This window comes from Dietzia sp. WMMA184 (genome assembly GCF_002441635.1).
GTDB classification, from domain to species: Bacteria; Actinomycetota; Actinomycetes; order Mycobacteriales; family Mycobacteriaceae; genus Dietzia; species Dietzia kunjamensis.
In genome coordinates, this window is sequence record NZ_NXEI01000001.1 from 3,626,692 (window position 1) to 3,641,366 (window position 14,675).

11 protein-coding genes are annotated in these 14,675 nt (G+C 69.8%); 6 read left to right on the forward strand and 5 right to left on the reverse strand.

What is annotated here, in order from left to right; all coding sequences use genetic code 11:
* Positions 1 to 12: 12 nt before the first annotated feature.
* From CK206_RS16815 to pgi, 3 genes are all read right to left on the reverse strand, one after another.
* On the reverse strand, positions 13 to 1,935 hold the full coding sequence (locus CK206_RS16815) for an HNH endonuclease signature motif containing protein (RefSeq protein ID WP_096907081.1): 1,923 nt from the start codon (positions 1,933 to 1,935) through the stop codon (positions 13 to 15).
* 136 nt (positions 1,936 to 2,071) lie between these two features.
* Positions 2,072 to 2,662 carry a dihydrofolate reductase family protein gene (locus CK206_RS16820; protein WP_096907082.1) on the reverse strand — a complete coding sequence of 197 codons (591 nt, stop codon included), beginning with the start codon at positions 2,660 to 2,662 and terminating at the stop codon, positions 2,072 to 2,074.
* Positions 2,663 to 2,766: 104 nt separating this feature from the next.
* Positions 2,767 to 4,425: a glucose-6-phosphate isomerase gene (pgi, locus tag CK206_RS16825; protein WP_069388782.1), complete on the reverse strand. Its 1,659-nt coding sequence runs from the start codon at positions 4,423 to 4,425 to the stop codon at positions 2,767 to 2,769.
* A 51-nt stretch (positions 4,426 to 4,476) separates the two neighbouring features.
* Between pgi and CK206_RS16830 the strand changes: the two genes are divergently transcribed.
* Entirely contained in the window at positions 4,477 to 5,148 is a 672-nt protein-coding gene (locus CK206_RS16830) for a DUF5701 family protein (RefSeq protein WP_096907083.1), read from the forward strand.
* Between the two features lie 24 nt (positions 5,149 to 5,172).
* Here CK206_RS16830 and CK206_RS16835 read toward each other — a convergent pair whose 3' ends face one another.
* The gene (locus CK206_RS16835) at positions 5,173 to 5,454 is read right to left on the reverse strand and encodes a chorismate mutase (RefSeq protein WP_069388780.1); all 282 of its coding nucleotides are present in this window, start codon (positions 5,452 to 5,454) and stop codon (positions 5,173 to 5,175) included.
* A 46-nt stretch (positions 5,455 to 5,500) separates the two neighbouring features.
* Here CK206_RS16835 and CK206_RS16840 point away from each other — a divergent pair, with 46 nt between their 5' ends.
* Together CK206_RS16840 and CK206_RS16845 are read left to right on the forward strand one after the other, a co-directional pair.
* The gene (locus CK206_RS16840; RefSeq protein ID WP_096907084.1) at positions 5,501 to 6,937 is read left to right on the forward strand and encodes a sodium:alanine symporter family protein; all 1,437 of its coding nucleotides are present in this window, start codon (positions 5,501 to 5,503) and stop codon (positions 6,935 to 6,937) included.
* A gap of 39 nt (positions 6,938 to 6,976) precedes the next feature.
* A complete protein-coding gene (locus CK206_RS16845) occupies positions 6,977 to 9,475 on the forward strand; it encodes a UvrD-helicase domain-containing protein (RefSeq protein WP_096907085.1) in 2,499 nt (832 codons plus the stop codon).
* 76 nt (positions 9,476 to 9,551) lie between these two features.
* Here CK206_RS16845 and CK206_RS16850 read toward each other — a convergent pair whose 3' ends face one another.
* Entirely contained in the window at positions 9,552 to 10,400 is an 849-nt protein-coding gene (locus CK206_RS16850; protein WP_227022049.1) for a M23 family metallopeptidase, read from the reverse strand.
* Between the two features lie 318 nt (positions 10,401 to 10,718).
* On the opposite strand from CK206_RS16850, the gene sucC reads away from it, so the two are divergent.
* The 3 genes from sucC (at position 10,719) to CK206_RS16865 (ending at position 14,623) form a co-directional block, all read left to right on the forward strand.
* A complete protein-coding gene (gene sucC, locus CK206_RS16855; protein WP_067717323.1) occupies positions 10,719 to 11,885 on the forward strand; it encodes an ADP-forming succinate--CoA ligase subunit beta in 1,167 nt (388 codons plus the stop codon).
* 22 nt (positions 11,886 to 11,907) lie between these two features.
* Positions 11,908 to 12,810: a succinate--CoA ligase subunit alpha gene (gene sucD, locus CK206_RS16860; protein WP_067717326.1), complete on the forward strand. Its 903-nt coding sequence runs from the start codon at positions 11,908 to 11,910 to the stop codon at positions 12,808 to 12,810.
* A 127-nt stretch (positions 12,811 to 12,937) separates the two neighbouring features.
* Positions 12,938 to 14,623 carry a DUF6350 family protein gene (locus tag CK206_RS16865; protein WP_067717329.1) on the forward strand — a complete coding sequence of 562 codons (1,686 nt, stop codon included), beginning with the start codon at positions 12,938 to 12,940 and terminating at the stop codon, positions 14,621 to 14,623.
* Positions 14,624 to 14,675 lie beyond the last annotated feature (52 nt).

The following is a 14,675-nucleotide window of genomic DNA, read 5'->3' on the forward strand; positions in this document are numbered from 1 at the left end:
GCCCTCGTGGTGTCAGAAGGGTGGTGGGTCGATGAGTTCGTCGAGGCGTTCGTGGAGTAGGGCGCGGATGCCTTTTTCGATGTCGCTGTGGTGGGGTTTGTTGCGGGCCCACCAGCGGCTGGCGCTCTCGGGGGTGGCGCTGGCGGGAGTGGCTTTCTCGGGCGTGGTGTCGGTGGCCGCGCTGGTGGTGGCGGCGGCGCCGGCGGCGTCCGTGCCTGTGCCGTTCCCGGTGGCCTTGCCGTTCCCGGAGGTGCCCGTCCCGGTGCCGGGGGCGGGTGGGGCGGGGTCGTAGGTGCGGGCGCGTTCGGCCTTGCGGCGTTCGGTGTTGCGGCGTTCGGTGCGGTGGCGGGAGGCGCGGCGGGACCAGAACGTCGGCTCGGCGTCGGCCTTCTCGTCGCCGGTGGGGTCGGGGCTGCGGCGTTGCTGCCGGGTCCACGCCTCGGTTTCGGCGTGGGCCTGTTCGCGCCGGTACTTGGCAAGTGGGCCGGAGGGTCGGGTGAGCATGGTCGAGCCGTCCGGGGTGCGCACGGTCAGGGTGCCGTCGGGCTGCAGTTCGTAGATCCAGTCCGAGAAGGTCTTGAACCGGTGATGACGCCGGCACATCGCGGCCAGGTTGGCCTCGATGGTGTGCCCGCCCCGACGGGGGTCGGCGTGATCAAACGGCACCACATGATCCAGATCACAGGCCTCGGCCGGGATCGCGCAGCCGGGGTGGCGGCAGGTGCCATCGCGCAGCCGGATCCGGCGGGCCAACTGGGCGCTGGGCCGGTATTTCAGGGCGGCCCGGGAGTCGTCGGCGGCCCCGATGCGCGGGTCGATGGGCTCGAAGGTGGCCCCGTCGCTGGTGGCGAGCATGTCGAGCAGGGCCTGCAGGGCGGCCTGGCCGGTGCGGGTGAACTCCACCCGGGCGCCGCCGGCGTCGCGGGCGGTGTTGCCGGTGGCGATGACGGTGACCTTCGGCCGCAACGCCACCCCGGCACCAGGCGCGCCGGGCTGACCGGGCCGACCGGCGCGACCAGCGGCGCCAGCTAGGCCGGCGTCGCCGCACACCAGGGACATCAGGGCGTCGGCGCGCCGCTCGGCGATCGAGTAGTCCTCGACCTCGCCAGCGGCCGCGCGATCGCCCGCGTTGGCGGTGTCGGCGTTGGCGGTGTCGGCTTGGGTGCTGGCGGCGGCTTGGGCGTCGGCGTACTTGTGGTCTTTCACGCGCTGGTCGAGGGCCTCGGCCAGGACGGCGGCTTCCTCGGTGGCCAGGATCGCCGACACGCTCGACATGCCATCGACGCCCTTGTGGAACCGCACCCCGCGGGTGCGGGCCGCCTCCTGGCGGCGCAGGCGGATCCCGTCGGCGTCGTAGCGGGCGATGATCGCATCGACGTTGCCGCGGATGGCTTTCTCACCAAGGCGCACCCCGCCCTCGATCGCGGCGAGATACTCCTCGACGACCCGCCGCTGCACCGCCTCGAGCACATCGACGTGGACGGTGGCCATCTGCGAGGCCAGTATCTTCGCGGCCTGCAGATCCAGCCGCCCCTGCGCCATCGCGGACAGGATCTCCGGATACCGCAAGTGCAGATCGACAGCGAAAGTGATCATCCGTTCGGCCCGGCCCGTCGAGATCGCCATCGCCGACACCACGTACCCGGCCGCGACATCGATCGGATCGAGCACCGCATGACCGGGCCGACACTCACCGCTGCCCGCCCCGGACTCCTCCCGGCGTTGGCATTCGACAAATAGCTCGTAGCAGGCCACGAACCGGCGCGCCGCCGCGCGATTCTCGCCCATCCACCCCTCACGCGCCGCCGCCCGCAGCTCCGACAGTGAAGAGGGCGAGGCGGAAGACGAGGAGGCGCCGGCCGCACTGCCGCCCGGCGACGACGAACCACCGGACGGGAACGAGCCGCCGGACGAACGGTCTGCGTTACCGCCCATGTGCCCCACCCCCTGACCGTGCGCCGCCTACCCGGTGTCGAATCTGTGTTCTATAATACGCACACACATTCGACTAGGCAAGGGTTTTCCCCCGGCGCACCGGGGGAGCACCGGGGGCGCACCGGGGGTCGAGCAGCTAGGCCGAATCGCGTGGTTCCGGGCCGACGACGTCGAAGAGCATGGCGGTGAACTGCCCGTCGGTGTCGACTTGACGACGGTGGAGGCGGAGCCGACGGGGCAGCAGGGGTCGGCCGGAGCCGAGGACGACCGCGCACTGATGGATCCACACCCGGTCGAGCAGACCGAGGTCGGCGAACTGCCCGGCGAGGTCGCCGCCGCCGACCACCCAGACGTCCCGCCCCTCCGCGGCCTCGACGAGGCGGGGGTGCAGGTCGGCGATATCGCCGGCGAAGTATTCCACGCCGTCGACGGGGTCGAGGTCCCGGTGGGTGACGACCCAGGTGGGCTGGGAGTACGGCCAGACGAACGGCTGGCCGTCCTTGGTGAGATCCCGGCGGACCCACTCGAAGGTGTTCGCACCGCAGACGATCGAGCCGACGCCGGCGAAGAACCGGTCGAAGTGGAGCTCGGGCACCGACTCGTCATCGGCCCCGGCAGTCGACCCCGGCGCGGCGCCTCCGGGAGTGGCGAACAGCCAGGAGAGGCTTTCGTCGTCGTCGGCGATGTACCCGTCGAGGCTCGTCGCGGTGCAGTAAATCGTGGCCATGCTCAAGAATCGCACGGTGGCGCGCCCCGCGCGAGGGGGACGGCGCACCCCGCTGAGCGGGCCGGGCGCACGAGCCGGCGCGGGAGACGGCGCCGGTGCGGGCGTCAGCGCCGGCCGCGTGCCTCGCGGTAGATCTCGACCAGGGAGTCCGTGGAGGAATCGAAGGTGGGGCCCGGGTGGGTGTCGGCGGTGAGGGCGCCCAGCAACTCGCCGGCCTGGGCCTTGCCCAGCTCGACGCCCCACTGATCGAACGCGTTGATGCCGAGGATCGCGGCCTGGGTGAACACGATGTGTTCGTACAGTGCGATGAGCTGGCCGAGGACACCCGGCGAGAGCGACGGCGCGAGGATCGTGGTGGACGGCCGGTTCCCGGGCATGACCTTGTGGGGCGCGAGAGTCGGGTCGACGCCGTCGGCGAGGACCTCCTCCTCGGTCTTGCCGAACGCCAGGACCCGCGACTGCGCGAACAGGTTGGCCATGAGCAGGTCGTGCATGGACACCGCGTCCGACCCATCGGTGGGGTGGGCGTCCAGGTCCGTGCCCGGGCGGGCGATCCCGATGAAATCGACGGGAACCAGCTGGGTGCCCTGGTGGAGGAGCTGGAAGAACGCGTGCTGGCCGTTGGTGCCGGGCTCGCCCCAGTAGACCTCGCCGGTGGGGTAGGTGACATCGGAGCCGTCGAGCCGGACCGACTTGCCGAGCGACTCCATGGTCAGCTGCTGCAGGTAGGCCGGGAACCGTCGGAGGTCCTGGGTGTAGGGGATCACGGCCTTGGACTGCGACCCGAGGAAGCACGTGTACCAGATCCCCAGCAGCGCCATGAGGACCGGTGCGTTGTGCTCGGGCGCCTCGGTGGCGAAGTGCTCATCCATCGTGTGGAAGCCCTCGAGCAGTTCGATGAACGCCGGTGGCCCCACCGTGATCATCACCGACAGCCCGATGGCGGAGGAGACGGAATATCGTCCACCGACCCAGTCCCAGAACTCGAACATGTTGTCCGCCGCGATGCCGAAGTCGGCGACCTTCTCGGCGGCGGTGGAGACGGCGACGAAGTGCGAGGCGATCGCGTCCTCGGAGCCGAGGGCCTCCACGAAGTGCCGGCGCGCCGCGTGCGCGTTGGCCATGGTCTCCTGGGTGGTGAACGTCTTGGAGGCGACCACCACCAAGGTCGTTGCCGGGTTGATCTCCGCGAGGGTGGCCGAGAGGTCGGCGGGGTCGACGTTGGAGACGTACCTGGCGCTGATGCCGGCCGTCCGGAACTGCCGCAGGGCGCTGTCGACCATCACCGGGCCAAGGTCGGAGCCCCCGATGCCGATGTTGAGCACCGTGTCGATCCGCTCGCCCGTGTGTCCGGTCCACTCGCCGGAGCGGACGCGGTCGGAGAAGTCGGCCATGCGTGTGAGTACCGCGTGGACGTCGGCCACCACGTTCCGGTCGTCGACGACGAGTTCGGCATCGGGCGGAAGACGGAGCGCAGTGTGGAGAACCGCGCGATCCTCGGTCGTGTTGATGCGGTCGCCCCGGAACATCGCGGCCCGCTGCGCCGGCAGCCGGGCGGCGTGGGCGAGTTCGAGCAGGGCGGACAGGATCTCGTCGGTGACCAGATGTTTGGACAGGTCCACGTGCAGATCGCCCGCGGTGACCGACATCCGGCGGCCGCGGTCCGGGTCGGCGTCGAACAGCTCCCGCAGAGACACCTCGCCGATCGACGGAACCAGGTTCTCCACCGCTGTCCACTGCTTCGTCGTGCTGATGTCGGTCATGGCTTCGAGGCTAACCGGGAATAACGGCGGGCCGCGGGCCGTTCCAGCGATGTGACCCCCGGAGTTCCGCCCGAAGCCCCCATCGCCCGCCAGGTCGAGCGCCTCGTCGAGCTCGGGGTGCCCGAGCTCGCCGGAATCACGGCCGATCAACTGCGGGCCCACGCCCGCGCACTGCCTGCCGGACCCGGCGACAGCGAAGGCGGTGGCGGGTCCGTGCTGGCCGTCCACCCGTCCCTGGTGCCCACCGCGCGACTGGCCACCCTCATGCGCCGCCACGGTAAGGCGGGCTTCGTCGTCGTCGACATGACCGACCTGGCCGAGTTCGTGCCCACCGACGACGTCCACGTCCCGGACGCCCCGTTATACCTGGTGGGGGACGTGACACGCGACGACGACATGCTGGACTGGACGCCCACCGACGCACACACCGAGATGGGCGCCCGGGGTCGTACCCCGCTCACCGTCTCCGAGGGGATCAGCTGGCTGCTTCAGCGCCCCGACCTACTGGAGCCCGGGAAGTGCTTCATGTGCATCGGCTCACGCAAACCCAAGAAGGGCGGCGGGCTGGACTCGCTGACGCCCGCACTGTGGATCAGTGGCGGGACCGGCCGCGATGGCAAAGCGAACAAGGGCGCACCCAAGGTGGGGTGGTGCTGGGCGAACAATCACCACACCTGGCTGGGCTTCGCGTCCACGGCGGGCAGGGTCGGGCCGGAAGAGTAGCCGGGGCCCTGGTTGTCAGTACAGCTAGTAGCCCAGGCGGCCCCGGCCGAGACGCAGCAGCATGCCGGCGAGGGTCTGCCCTTCCTCGCCGAGCGAGGAGAACCGCTCGTAGACCTTGAGCTCCCGGGTGTGGACGAGCTTCGTGCCGCCCGACTTCATGCGGGTGCGGCCGATGCGCTTGGAGATCTCGCTGCGGCGGACGATCGCATCGAGGATCTCGGCGTCCAGGCGGTCGATCTCCAATCGCAGTTCCTGGATTTCGGACTCTGACAGCGGGTCGTCGGTGCCGGCGGGATCGATGCTCATGACCGAATTATCCCACTGCGCCCCGAACCGGACGAATGACCGTCTAATGTTTCCGCCCGTGGAAGATATCAACACGTTTCTCGCCGACATCGGATCGGTGATCTGGGGACCGTTCGTCCTCATCCCGCTGCTGCTGGGCACCGGCCTGTTCCTGACGATCCGGCTGCGGATGCTGCAGTTCCGCAAGCTGGTCCCCGCCCTCAGGCTGGGGCTGCTGAAACGGAAGGACGACGGCGGCGAGGGTGACATCTCGCAGTACCAGGCGTTGACCACCGCCCTGGCCGCGACCGTCGGCGTGGGCAACATCGTCGGTGTCGCCACGGCCATCGCGCTGGGCGGACCGGGTGCCCTCTTCTGGATGTGGATCACCGCGCTCGTCGGCATGGCGTCCAAGTACTCCGAGGCGTTCCTCGGGGTGCGCTTCCGCGTCACCGACGCCCGCGGCGAGCAGTCCGGCGGCCCGCAGTACTACCTGCACCGGGGGTTCGCGGAACTCTTCGGGCGCACCGGCGGCAGGATCGGCCTCGTCCTGTCCATCGTGTTCGCGGTGTTCGCCGTGCTGGCCAGCTTCGGCATCGGCAACATGACGCAGGGCAACGCGGTGGCCACCCAGCTGGACAACTCGTTCGGCGTCCCGCACGTCACCACCGGCATCGTGATGTTCGTCCTCACCGGTGCGGTCCTCCTCGGCGGTATCAAAGCGATCGGCCGCGTCACCGCCGGGTTCGTGCCGCTGATGATCGTGCTCTACCTCGTCGGCGGGACCGTCGTGCTCGTGGTCAACGCCGGCCAGATCCCGTCGGCGTTCGGCCAGATCTTCTCGGACGCGTTCACCGGCACCTCGGCGGTCGGCGGCTTCGTCGGCTCGGCGATCCTCTACGCCATCCAGATGGGTGTCGCCCGCGGCATCTTCTCCAACGAGTCCGGCATGGGATCCGCCGCCATCGCGGCGGCGGCCGCCAAGACCACGCACCCCACCCGGCAGGGCCTGGTGTCGATGACCCAGACGTTCATCGACACCATCATCGTCGTGACGTTCACCGGTCTGGTGCTGGTGACCACGGGTGTGTGGCAGGAGGGCAGCGACAGCGCCGGGACGATGACCGCAGACGCCTTCGGCTCCGCGATCCCCGAGGGCGACAAGCTGGTGGCGGTGTCCATCGCGTTCTTCGCCTTCTCCACCATCCTCGGCTGGTCGTACTACGGCGAGCGCTGCATGGAACGGCTCGTGGGCGCGCGCGGCGTCATCCCGTACCGCATGGTGTTCACCTGCGTGGTGTTCGTGGGGGCGGTCACCGAGCTCGAGGTGGTGTGGAATTTCGCCGACGTCATGAACGGCCTCATGGCCATCCCCAACCTCATCGGCCTCCTGGTCCTCTCCGGCCTCATCGTCCGCGAGACGCGCCACTACCTGGACAACGACCCCGGCCTGACCGCCACGGCGTCCCAGGTGAAGGAGTTCACGGGGGCCGGTCAGCGCTGATCCCGGGGTGTCGGACCGAGTGGGTAGATTGGACCCACGATGACCGACACCGCACACGCTTCCGCCCGACCGACCACGCCCCACTCGCCCCTCCTGGACGGGCTCAACCCACAGCAGGCCGCCGCGGTCACACACCGCGGCGGCCCGTTGTTGATCGTGGCCGGCGCGGGCTCGGGCAAGACCAGCGTGCTCACGCGGCGGATCGCGTACCTGCTGGCCGAGGGTGGCGCGCACCCGGGGCAGATCCTGGCCATCACGTTCACCAACAAGGCCGCCGCCGAGATGCGCGAGAGGGTCGCCACACTGGTCGGCCCGCACGCCGAGCGGATGTGGGTGGCGACGTTCCACTCGATCTGTGTGCGGATCCTTCGCGCCCAGTCCGCGCTGCTCGGGACGCGGAACTCGAACTTCACGATCTACGACTCGGACGACTCCCGGCGGCTGCTGGGGATGATCGCCAAGGAGCAGCAGCTCGAGGTCAAGAAGTTCACCCCCCGGATGCTGGCCACGGCCATCTCCAACCACAAGAACGAGTTGCGCGAGCCGTCCGAGGCGATGGACCGGGCGATGGAGGACTCCGACCGCACCGGGCAGACCGTCGCGGCCGTCTACACGGAGTACCAGTCGAGGTTGCAGGCGGCCAACGCCTTCGATTTCGACGATCTGATCGGGGAGACGGTCGCGCTGCTGCGTGCCCACCCCGAGGTCTCGGCGTACTACCGGCGGCGGTTCCGTCACGTCATGGTGGACGAGTACCAGGACACCAACCACGCCCAGTACGTCCTGGTGCGCACGCTCGTCGGCGGGGCGGCCGGGAACGACGACGACGAGGTGGGCGTCCCCCCGGCCGAACTCTGCGTTGTCGGTGACGCCGACCAGTCGATCTACGCGTTCCGCGGGGCCACGATCAGGAACATCGAGGACTTCGAGCACGACTACCCCGATGCACGTTCCATCCTGTTGGAGCAGAACTACCGTTCCACGCAGACCATCCTCACGGCCGCCAACGCCGTGATCTCGCGCAACCCGGGCCGCCGGGAGAAGAACCTGTGGACTTCCGAGGGCGCGGGTGAGCTGTTGGTCGGCTACGTGGCGGACAACGAGCACGACGAGGCGAGGTTCATCGCCGGGGAGATCGACAGGTTGGTCGACTCGGGTGAGGCCTCCTACTCCGACATGGCCGTGTTCTACCGGACCAACAACTCCTCCCGCGTGGTCGAGGACGTGTTCGTCCGACTGGGCCTGCCCTACAAGGTCGTGGGCGGCACCCGGTTCTACGAGCGCAAGGAGGTGCGCGACATCGTCGCCTACCTCAAGGTGCTGGGTAACCCGGACGACACCGTGGCGCTGCGCCGGATCCTCAACACCCCCCGACGAGGGATCGGGGATCGTGCCGAGGCGTGCGTAGTGGTCCACGCCGAGCAGCGGGGGATCGGGTTCGGCCGCGCGTTGCGGGACGCGGCCGAGGGAAAGGTGGCGCTGCTGCCGACGAGGTCCGTCAAGGCGATCGCCGGGTTCGTGCAGATGCTCGACGACCTGCGGGGGCGGCTGGACGGCAGCGGTCACGCCGCCGGGGAGGACTCGGCGCCCGATGTCGGGGCACTGGTGGAGGCCGTGCTGGAGAGCACCGGCTACCGCGCCGAGCTGGAGGCGTCCAACGATCCGCAGGACGCCGCCCGGTTGGACAACCTCAACGAGCTCGTCGGCGTGGGCCGGGAGTTCTCCTCGGAGGCCGCACTGCAGCGCTCCGCGCGGGAGCAGGGCTTCGGGATCGAGGACGCCGGGGAGGCCGCGGGTGCGGTGCCCGACCAGACGGATGCCGACCTCGACGAGGGTTTGGCGGAGCCCGGGTCGCTGGCGGCGTTCCTCGAACGGGTCTCGTTGGTCGCCGACGCCGACCAGATCCCGGACGAGGATCAGGGGCAGGTCACTCTGATGACCCTGCACACCGCCAAGGGGCTGGAGTTCCCGGTGGTGTTCCTCATCGGCATGGAGGACGGACTCTTCCCGCACATGCGGGCGCTGGGGGACCCGGCGGAGCTGTCCGAGGAGCGCAGGCTCGCCTACGTGGGGATCACGCGCGCCCGCAAGCGCCTATACCTGACCCGCGCGATGATGCGCTCGTCCTGGGGGCAACCCATGACCAATCCCGGATCGCGGTTCCTCGAGGAGATCCCCACCGAGGCGATCGAATGGCAGCGCGAGGAGCCGGCCGGTGGTGGCGGATTCGGGGATGACGACTCGTATGTCCCGCGCCGCCGCTTCGGAGGCGGTTCGGGCGGGTACGGTTCGGGCGGGTACGGCTCAGGTGGAGCCGGGTCCGCGAGTGGACGGTCGTCCGGGATCCCCCGCGCGAAGGCGTCCGCCCCCGCCCTCGAGCTGGCGCCGGGGGACCGGGTCACCCATGACAAGTACGGACTCGGCAAGGTGCTGTCCTGCGACGGCAGTGGGCCGCGGGCCACTGCGACGATCGACTTCGGTGCGTCGGGCAAGGTCCGGCTGATGCTCATCGGGGGCGTCCCCATGCAGAAGCTCTAGAGCAGAGGCGTCATGGCGCCGCCGGGGCCGGGCCTCTCGAACTATCGAGTGGGCCCGGCCGGAACAGGTCGAACTGTCAGCTACCGAAGGCGGAGGCGACGCTGCCCGCGAGCACGTCGAGACCGTGCTCGGCCAGCCAGATGACGGGATCGACGTGCTGCTGGCCGTCGTTGACGAGCACCTCGAAGTGCAGGTGGGTGCCGGTCGAGAAACCGAGGTTGCCCATACCGGCGATCTTCTGACCGGCGTAGACGCGCTGGCCCTTCTGGACGTCGACGGTCTCCATGTGGCCGTAGACCGTCATGGTGCCGTCGTCGGACATGATCCGAACCCAGTTGCCGTAGCCCTGGGCGGGGCCCGCGTCGACCACGACGCCGTCCGTGGCAGCCAGGATGGGCGTGCCGTTGACGTTGGCGATGTCGATGCCCGAGTGCATCACGCCCCACCGCATCGCGTAGGGGGAGGTGAACGCGCCGATCGCGGGGATGACGACCTTCGGCCGTCGCGCCTGCTCCTCGGCGATCTCGCGCTGGGCGTTGATCTCGGTGCCCGCGTACAGCATCGTCGAGCTGATGTCATCGGTGGACGAGCCGTCGGCAGCGGCCGGCAGGACGACCGGCGCCGGGGCCGAGGGCGTCGCCGGCGCCGAGGTCGACGGTGCACCGGGCGCGGAGGTGGCGGGGGCGGGCTCCCCGTTGGCGAGCAGGGCGATGTCCCCGGCCTCGGCCGAGTGGGTGCTCGTGTCGCTCATGGCGGAGCCGGCCGAAGCCGCGGTCACCGCGGCGCCGGCCGCGACGGCCAGGACGGCTGCGCGACCGCGCAGTGCGTGCGGCGGCGCGGGCATCCGGTGACGGCCGACCCGGTGCGCACCGACAGGGGGGATGACGACGGGAGTCGCGGCTTCCTCGAATTGCGACTTCTGCACCGTGTCGTTTCCCCTCTGCGTTCGCGCCGTGATCTTTTCGTGATGAACGTCGTCCAACGTAACGGATCGGCAACGGTGCCGCAAGGTTGTCGGCGGCGCGTGGGGGAGGGGTGCGTCACACCGGTGCGACTCGTGGTGCCCGAGGGGCTCCGGGGTGCGCATGTGTGGGGTGTGACGGTTCGGACTGCCGTCCGGTGTGATCCACTACACACAGCTACCCCCAGTGTGCGACGGGGGACACACCACGCGCCTAGGATGAGGCAGGACTCGGCTTTCGACAGGGCCGGGCGAATCTACCCACGTCAAGATGGTGAGCTGATGGATCTCTTTGAATACCAGGCAAAGGCTCTTTTCGCGAAGCATGACGTGCCCACCACCCCGGGGCGCGTCGCGGACACCGCGGAAGAGGCCGAGAAGGTTGCGGCCGAGATCGGCAAGCCTGTCGTCGTCAAGGCGCAGGTCAAGGTCGGAGGCCGTGGCAAGGCCGGCGGCGTGAAGCTGGCGGAGGATGCCAAGGAGGCCCGCGCCCGGGCCGAGGACATCCTGGGCCTGGACATCAAGGGCCACATCGTCAAGAACCTGCTGGTCGCCGAGGCCAGCGACATCGCGGAGGAGTACTACATCTCCTTCCTGGTCGATCGGTCGAACCGCAATTACCTGGCCATGTGCTCGGTCGAGGGCGGCGTCGAGATCGAGCAGGTCGCCGAGGAGTCCCCGGACCGCCTCGCCCGGATCAACATCGACCCCACGGTCGGTGTCGACGAGGCCAAGGCCCGCGAGATCGCGAAGGCCGGCCACCTGCCGGAGGAGGTGCTGGACGCCGCTGCGGTGACCATCGCCAAGCTGTACGACGTCTTCATCAAGGAGGACGCCACGCTGGTCGAGGTGAACCCGCTCGTCCGTACGCCGAATGACGAGATCCTCGCCCTCGACGGCAAGGTCACCCTGGACGAGAACGCCGAGTTCCGTCACAAGGAGACCTTCGCCGACTTCGCCGACGCGGGCACCACGGATCCGCTCGAGCAGAAGGCCGCGGAGAACGACCTCAACTACGTCAAGCTGGACGGACAGGTCGGCATCATCGGCAACGGCGCCGGTCTGGTCATGTCGACTCTCGACGTCGTCGCCTACGCGGGCGAGAACCACGGCGGCGTCAAGCCCGCCAACTTCCTCGACATCGGCGGCGGTGCCTCTGCCGAGGTCATGGCCAACGGTCTCGACGTCATCCTCAATGACGAGCAGGTCAAGAGCGTGTTCGTCAACGTCTTCGGCGGCATCACCGCGTGTGACGCGGTCGCGAACGGCATCGTCAAGGCCCTGGAGATCCTGGGCGACGAGGCCAACAAGCCCCTCGTGGTCCGGCTCGACGGCAACAACGTCGAGGAGGGTCGCAAGATCCTCGCCGAGGCGAACCACCCGCTCGTGACCCTGGCCGACAACATGGACTCCGGCGCCGACAAGGCCGCCGAGCTGGCCGCCAAGTAAGAAGCTAAAGGACCTTACACACATGTCGATTTTCCTCAACAAGGACAACAAGGTCATCGTCCAGGGCATCACCGGCGGCGAGGGCAGCAAGCACACCGCCCGCATGCTCGCGGCCGGTACCCAGATCGTCGGCGGCGTCAACGCCCGCAAGGCCGGCACGACGGTGTCCCACAAGGACGCCGACGGTAACGACGTCGAGCTGCCCGTGTTCGGTTCCGTGAAGGAGGCCATGGAGGCCACCGGCGCCGACACGACGATTCTGTTCGTCCCGCCGCCGTTCACCAAGGACGCGATCATTGAGGCCGTGGACGCGGAGATCGGGCTCGCCGTGGTCATCACCGAGGGCGCCCCGGTGCTGGACACCGCCACCGCGTGGAACTACAACGTCGCCAAGGGCGGCAAGACCCGCATCATCGGCCCCAACTGCCCGGGCATCATCACGCCGGGCGAGTCGCTGGTCGGTATCACCCCGGCCAACATCGCGGGCAAGGGGCCGGTCGGTCTGGTGTCCAAGTCGGGCACCCTGACCTACCAGATGATGTACGAGCTGGCCGACTACGGTTTCTCGACCGCCATCGGCATCGGTGGCGACCCGATCGTCGGCACCACGCACATCGACTGCATCGAGGCCTTCGAGAACGACCCGGAGACCAAGGTCATCGTCATGATCGGCGAGATCGGCGGCGACGCCGAGGAGCGCGCGGCCGATTACATCAAGGCCAACGTCACCAAGCCGGTCGTCGGCTACGTGGCCGGCTTCACCGCCCCCGAGGGCAAGACGATGGGCCATGCCGGCGCCATCGTCTCCGGCTCCGCGGGCACCGCGCAGGCCAAGAAGGAGGCCCTCGAGGCCGCGGGCGTCAAGGTCGGCAAGACGCCGTCCGAGACCGCGCAGCTGGCCAAGGATCTTCTCGACGCCATGTGATCCGCCCGCGGTGGCCCTCCCGGCCACCGCGAGTGAGCAGGCCCCAGCGACCCCCGTCATCCCCGGATGGCGGGGGTCGCGGCGTGCCGGGGGTGCCCCGCGCCGGCGGGTATCTACGGTTGTCAGAGTGAGTCCCCCACGCGTCATCCGGCCCGCTGCGAGACGGTCGCCCGCGGGTGCCCGCTCGTTGTTGTGGACGGCGGCCGCCGCGGCGCTGCCCGTCATCGTCTCCGTACTGGTGCTGGCGGCGCTCACCCTGGCGGTTCTGCTGTTCACCGCCGACGGATTCGACTCGCTGTTCGCGGTGGTCGCGGTGGAGTGGCTGGTGGTCAACCGGGTGCCGCTGACCGTGGACCGGGTCGAGCTGGGGTTCCTGCCGTTGTTGCCCGCGCTGATCTATGTGGCGGTCCTGGCCCGGCAGACCCGTGCGGTGCTGGCGGACGTCGAGCAGCCGGGCCCGCGCGAGGCGGGGGCGGCGATGGCCGGTGTGACGCTGGCGGGGCTGCTGTTGACCGGGCTGGCGACGCTGCTGGTCGGGTCGGCCGCCTCGGATTTCGCGGTGCGCGAGTCGGCCCTGCCGACGGCGTTGCTGTGGACCGCAGGTGTGGGGATCGTGGGTTCGGGGCTGGGGGTGTGGCTGTACTTCCGTCGCGACCTGCGCGAGATACTGCCGCTGTGGGTGCGCGGGGGGATCCACCTGGGCGCCGCGTTCGTCGCCGCGACGTGGGCCGTCGCGACACTGCTGGTGCTGGTCGGACTGGTGATGGCGTGGGAGCCGGTGGGGTCGGTCCTGGAGATCGGCAAGGGCGTCGTGGGCGCGGCCGCGCTCGCGGGCATCTCGGTGGCGTACCTGCCCAATGTGGTGATGACGGGGGCCGCGCTCATGGTCGGCGGGGAGGCGCACCTGGGCGAGGCCTCGTACAGCGTGTTCGCGGTGTCCCGGGGGCCGATGCCTGAGGTGCCGTTGGCGGCCGTCCTGCCCACCACCAACCCGCACTGGGTCGTGCAGGGCCTGTTGCTCGTGACGGTGTTCGTGGCGGCCGGGCTCGCGAGGTCGGTCGCGCACTGGTTCCGCACAACCGGCGACGCCGTCAAGGCGACGTGGCTGGCCGCGGGGATCGTGGCCCTGGTGATCGCGGTGAGCCCGGTCATCGCGGGCGGTCGGCTGGGGATGCTCGGCATGGTCGGGACGGGCTCGCTCATCGCGGCGTCGATGGCCCTGGTGCTGTTCGGCATCATCGGGTCGGCGACGATCGCCTTGTCGTTGGCGGGCCTGACTCGGCGCCGCGAGCGGGCCGAGAGCGAACTCGAGCGGCGTCGTCGCCGCGCCGGGACCGCCCCGGTGGTCGAGGACCCGGTCGAGGACCCGGCGGAGTATCCGGTCGAGGACCCGACCGGGAGCGGGGTGGGCGAGGTCGGCGAGGCCAGCACGTCCGGTGTCGAGGACGCTGGTGTCGAGGACGCCGGGGTCGACAGCGCCGGGGTCGACGACGAGGTCGCCGCTTCCGACACCGCCGCGGAAGCCGAGGTGGACGCGCAGCCAGACCTCGACCCGGCTGCCGACGAGGACGCCACGGTTGCCGGGGGTCCGCCATCTCCGGCGGTGGTCGAGGACCCACGGCCGGCGGAGGAGCAGCCCGCGGAGGGTCAGCCCGCCGAGGATCAGTCCGAGGAGGTCCGGGTCGACGAGGGCGAGTCCGAGGACACCCGGCGTGGGGACGCGGTGGCCGACGATGCCGAACCCGGCGATGCACAGTCCGACTCCGACGATCCGACCGGTCTGCCTGCCGAGGGCAGAGGGGCGGCCGACTAGACTCCCAGCCGTGGCCCGCGCTCCCGGTGGGTCTGAGGATCGACGGGTAGGA

Excerpts from the sequence above, each read along its gene's own strand:
- CK206_RS16815 (WP_096907081.1), bottom strand. The coding sequence starts at position 1,935 with ATGGGCGGTAACGCAGACCGTTCGTCCGGCGGCTCGTTCCCGTCCGGT.
- CK206_RS16820 (WP_096907082.1), bottom strand. The coding sequence starts at position 2,662 with ATGGCCACGATTTACTGCACCGCGACGAGCCTCGACGGGTACATCGCC.
- pgi (WP_069388782.1), bottom strand. The coding sequence starts at position 4,425 with ATGACCGACATCAGCACGACGAAGCAGTGGACAGCGGTGGAGAACCTG.
- CK206_RS16835 (WP_069388780.1), bottom strand. The coding sequence starts at position 5,454 with ATGAGCATCGATCCCGCCGGCACCGACGACCCGCTGTCAGAGTCCGAA.
- CK206_RS16840 (WP_096907084.1), top strand. The coding sequence starts at position 5,501 with ATGTTTCCGCCCGTGGAAGATATCAACACGTTTCTCGCCGACATCGGA.
- CK206_RS16845 (WP_096907085.1), top strand. The coding sequence starts at position 6,977 with ATGACCGACACCGCACACGCTTCCGCCCGACCGACCACGCCCCACTCG.
- sucC (WP_067717323.1), top strand. The coding sequence starts at position 10,719 with ATGGATCTCTTTGAATACCAGGCAAAGGCTCTTTTCGCGAAGCATGAC.
- sucD (WP_067717326.1), top strand. The coding sequence starts at position 11,908 with ATGTCGATTTTCCTCAACAAGGACAACAAGGTCATCGTCCAGGGCATC.